This is a genomic window from Amycolatopsis sp. NPDC003861 (assembly GCF_053605405.1).
The window spans coordinates 1-3,849 of sequence record NZ_JBSGJD010000445.1 but is presented as its reverse complement, the minus strand read 5'-3'; the positions used below and the strand labels follow the sequence as shown (position 1 = coordinate 3,849).

Below are 3,849 nucleotides of genomic sequence, written 5' to 3'. Positions count from 1 at the left end.
TGTGTGTTGGTCTTGGGGGTTTCCCCCCCCCCAAACCACTCACGACCCGAGCGGGCCGCCGGTGATCGTCAGGGCGACGTACAGCACCGCCGCCGCCAGGGCCGTGAACGTCACCACGTCCACGAGCTTGCCGCGGATGGCCAGCAGGCCCGCCCGGGCCGCCGGCAGGACCGCCCGCAACACCGCGGCGAGGAGGAGCGCGGCGCCGATCAGCGCCGCGCCCTCCCGCCAGTGGTACTGGAAGATCCGCAGCGCCGCGACGGCCACCACCAGCAGCACCGCCGCGAACGGCAGCTGGGTGAAGCGGGAGGGCCGGTGACCGGGCACCTCCCGCCGCTCCTCGGTCATCGTCATCGGCCCTGGACCGAGCGTTCCGCCGCTTCGACGACGTTGCTGACCAGCATCGCCCGGGTCATCGGGCCGACCCCGCCCGGGTTCGGCGAAATCCAGCCGGCGACCTCGGCGACTCCCGGGTGGACGTCGCCGGTGAGCTTGCCGTCCACATGGGACACGCCGACGTCGAGCACCGCGGCGCCCGGCGCGACCATGTCCGGCGTGATGATCCCCGGCACGCCCGCCGCGGCCACCACGACGTCGGCGCGGCGGACCTCGGCGGCGAGGTCGCGGGTGCCGGTGTGGCACAGCGTCACGGTGGCGTTCTCGCTGCGGCGGGTCAGCAGCAGGCCGAGCGTGCGGCCGACGGTGATGCCGCGGCCGACCACGGTGACGCGCGCGCCGTTCAGCTCGACGCCGTGGCGCTTGAGCAGCTCGATGATCCCGTACGGCGTGCACGGCAGCGCGCCCTGCTGACCCAGCACGAGCCGGCCGAGGCTGACCGGCGCGAGGCCGTCGGCGTCCTTCTCCGGGTCGATGCGCTCCAGCACGCGGTTCGCGTCCAGGTGCTTCGGCAACGGCAGCTGCACGATGTAGCCGTGGCAGGCCGGGTCGGCGTTGAGCTCGTCGATGACGGCTTCGAGCTTCTCCTGGGTGATGTCGGCCGGCAGGTCGCGGCGGATCGAGTTGACCCCGATCTTGCCGCTGTCGGCGTGCTTCATCCGCACGTACGAGTGCGACCCCGGGTCGTCGCCGACCAGGACGGTGCCGAGACCGGGCGTCACCCCCTTCGCGGCGAGGGCCGCGACACGGGGCTCGAGCTCCGCGAAAATGGCGTTCTTGGTGGCCTTGCCGTCGAGAATCTTCGCCGTCACGCGCCCCATTCTGGCAAAGCGACCCCCGCGCGTCGCTTCCAGGCGCGGCTGGTCGCAGCCCGTAGACTGATCGCTACCCCACACGGTCCAATCGCGACGGTGCCCGCGATCAAGCTGTGACCTACCGCACGTCGCATCACCCGAGGTCAGGCCCGGTGCCACCGGGTGACCGGGCGGCAAAACCCACATGCGGGGTGCACTCGCGCGCGCGAGCAGTCAAAATGTGCGGGTGGCACAACCGACGACGCAGCTGAACGCGACCGAGCAGGACACCCTGGTCAAGCAGATCGGACTTGCCCTGCTCCGTGCCGCCCCGCGCGACTGGCGCAAGGTCACCGCGGAGTACCGAGCCGTCGGCAGGTACCACGAGCTGACCGGCGAGATCGTGACCGAGGACGGCACGGTGCACGAATGGCTCGCCACCCACGACATCGCGACCCTGTTCGGCAGGCTCCGCGGCGGCATGTACCGCGACGGCCGTGGAACGTGGTTCAACGCGCGCTACCAGCTGGACCACCCGTCCAGTTACAACCTCGAGTACAACCGCGACGAACCCGTGTGGAACCTCGCGCCGCCGCCGCAGGCCTACTCCGACGAGCTGCGGATGTTCCCGCGCACCGAGGAGAACGTCCCCGAATGGCTGATCCGGCGGATGTCCGGGCTCGGCCCGGAGCAGCCGGGGCCGCACTTCCGGATCGCCCGGATCTTCGACACCGTCGGCCCGGCCGGCCGCCCGGTGATCAACCGGCCCGACCTCGAGGTCGACGAGCAGGACCGCCTGCTGGAGTACCTCGAGCGCGCCCCGCTGGTGGTGCCCGAGCGCGGCTACGACATCGACCGCCTGGCCGCGACGCCGGAAGCGACCGTCCCGGTCGCCTTCCACAGCGACGGCCACTGGATCTGGCCCGCCGCCGTCAACTTCTACCTGCACAAGTACGGCGTTTCGCCCGAACCGGACCTCGTCGAGCACGTCCGCTCGGTCGGGTTCACGCTGCCGCCGGTCGACGAGCCGACGCTGCAGGGCGCGGCCGCGTACCTGACCCGGGGTCACCAGCCGCCGCCCCAGCAGCAGCGCCCGGCCGGGCCGCCGCCGCAGGGGCCCCCGCCGCAGGGCCCGCCGCCCCAGCCGCCCGTGCAGCAGGCTCCCGCGGGGCCGCCGCCCGTCGCGCCCCCGCCCGTGGCTCCGCCGCTGCAGCAGCACCAGGAGCCGCCCGCGCCGGTGGAGGCGCACGCCCCCGCCGAGCCGGAGGCGCCGGCCGAAGAGCACGAGTACGCCGAAGAGGGCTACGACGAGCAGGAGTTCGAAGACCGCTTCGCCGAGGACGAGGAGTACGTCCACCCCGAGCACGCGGCGGGGTCGAACGGCTCGTCGCCGGAGCCGGGCCGGGTGCCCGACCTCGAAGAGACCGCGGAATACGTCCCCGACCAGCCGATCGGGCAGGAACCGCGCGACGGCGAGGAGGAACCGGCGGAGCAGGCGGCGTTCGACGCCGGTCCGGCCGACGAGGCCGGGCACGCCTTCGACACCGGCCAGGCGGACGAGCCGGCGCACGCCTTCCAGCCGGCCCACCAGAACGAAGAGCCGTCGCACGCGGCCTTCCAGCCGCCGCGGCACGAGGACGAGCACGCGTTCCAGGCTCCCGGCCAGGACGACGCGTTCCAGCCGGGCCAGCCGCCGCGGCACGACGACGAGCACGCGTTCCAGGCCCCCGGCCACGACGACGCGTTCCAGCCCGGCGAAGAGGACGCGTTCCAGCCCGGGCAGCCGCCGCACCACGACGAGGACCCGGCGCACGCGGCCTTCCAGCCGCCGCGGCCGGACGACTCGTTCCAGCCCGCTCAGCCGCAGCATCACGAAGACGAGCACACCTTCCAGCCGCCGGCCCGGCCGGAAGACGAGGCCGCCTTCCCGCCGCCGCGGCGGGAGCAACCCGCGTTCGACCCGGGCCCGCCGACCATGATCACCCAGCCCGAGGTGCCCGGCGTGCTGCCGGTGCCCGAGCCGCCGGCCCCCGAGGCCCAGGCCGAGCCGCCCGCACCGCCGCGTCCGGGCCGCCGGGCGCTGCGGCGCGAGACGCCGGACCACCCGGTGCTCGCCGGCCTGCAGACCAAGCTCGACGAGCTCGACGTCCCCGAAAGCGGCTACAAACTGGGCGCACCGGCCGAGCACGGGTGGAGCGTCGAAGAGGTCGAGGACGGCTGGCGCGTCGGCTGGTACGACGGCAAGCTCAGCAACCCGGCGGTGTTCGGCGACGCCGAGGACGCGGCCGCGTTCTTGCTCGGCAAGGTGCTGCTCAACCCGGAGGGCCACGTGCCCGCCGAGGAGCCGCCCGCGCCGGAGCCGGAACCCGAGCCCGAACCGGAGCCCGCGCCGCAGCGGGTCGTCGCGACGCTGTCGCCGGAGGTCGCCACCGGCTCGTACCCGGTCCGCAAGCCCGAGCCGGTGCCGCCGCAGGAGCAGACGGCGTTCACCAGCGCCGAGGAGCTCTTCGGCGACCTCGAGGACGACGAGCCGCCGGCTCCCCCGCGCCAGCCCGCGCCGGTGCCGGCCGGGCCGCCGCCGGTGGCGCAGCAGGCCGGCCCGCCGCCCGCGCCGCCCCGGCGTGAACCGCCGTCGGCGCCGACCGTCCTGGCCCCGGTG

Annotated in this window: 3 protein-coding genes; 1 reads left to right on the top strand and 2 read right to left on the bottom strand. The window is 74.3% G+C overall.

Annotation, left to right across the window (positions count from 1 at the left end; genetic code table 11):
* Positions 1 to 39: 39 nt before the first annotated feature.
* Complete coding sequence (locus ACWEVN_RS47005; protein WP_449685106.1) at positions 40 to 354, bottom strand: DUF3017 domain-containing protein; 315 nt, start codon at positions 352 to 354, stop codon at positions 40 to 42.
* A complete protein-coding gene (locus ACWEVN_RS47000) occupies positions 351 to 1,208 on the bottom strand; it encodes a bifunctional methylenetetrahydrofolate dehydrogenase/methenyltetrahydrofolate cyclohydrolase (RefSeq protein ID WP_310967510.1) in 858 nt (285 codons plus the stop codon). The genes ACWEVN_RS47005 and ACWEVN_RS47000 overlap by 4 nt, the downstream gene beginning before the upstream one ends.
* 223 nt (positions 1,209 to 1,431) lie before the next feature.
* On the opposite strand from ACWEVN_RS47000, the gene ACWEVN_RS46995 reads away from it, so the two are divergent.
* Positions 1,432 to 3,849, top strand: a 2,418-nt coding sequence (locus ACWEVN_RS46995; protein ID WP_452055595.1) for a glycohydrolase toxin TNT-related protein, incomplete at its 3' end; no start/stop codon positions are given.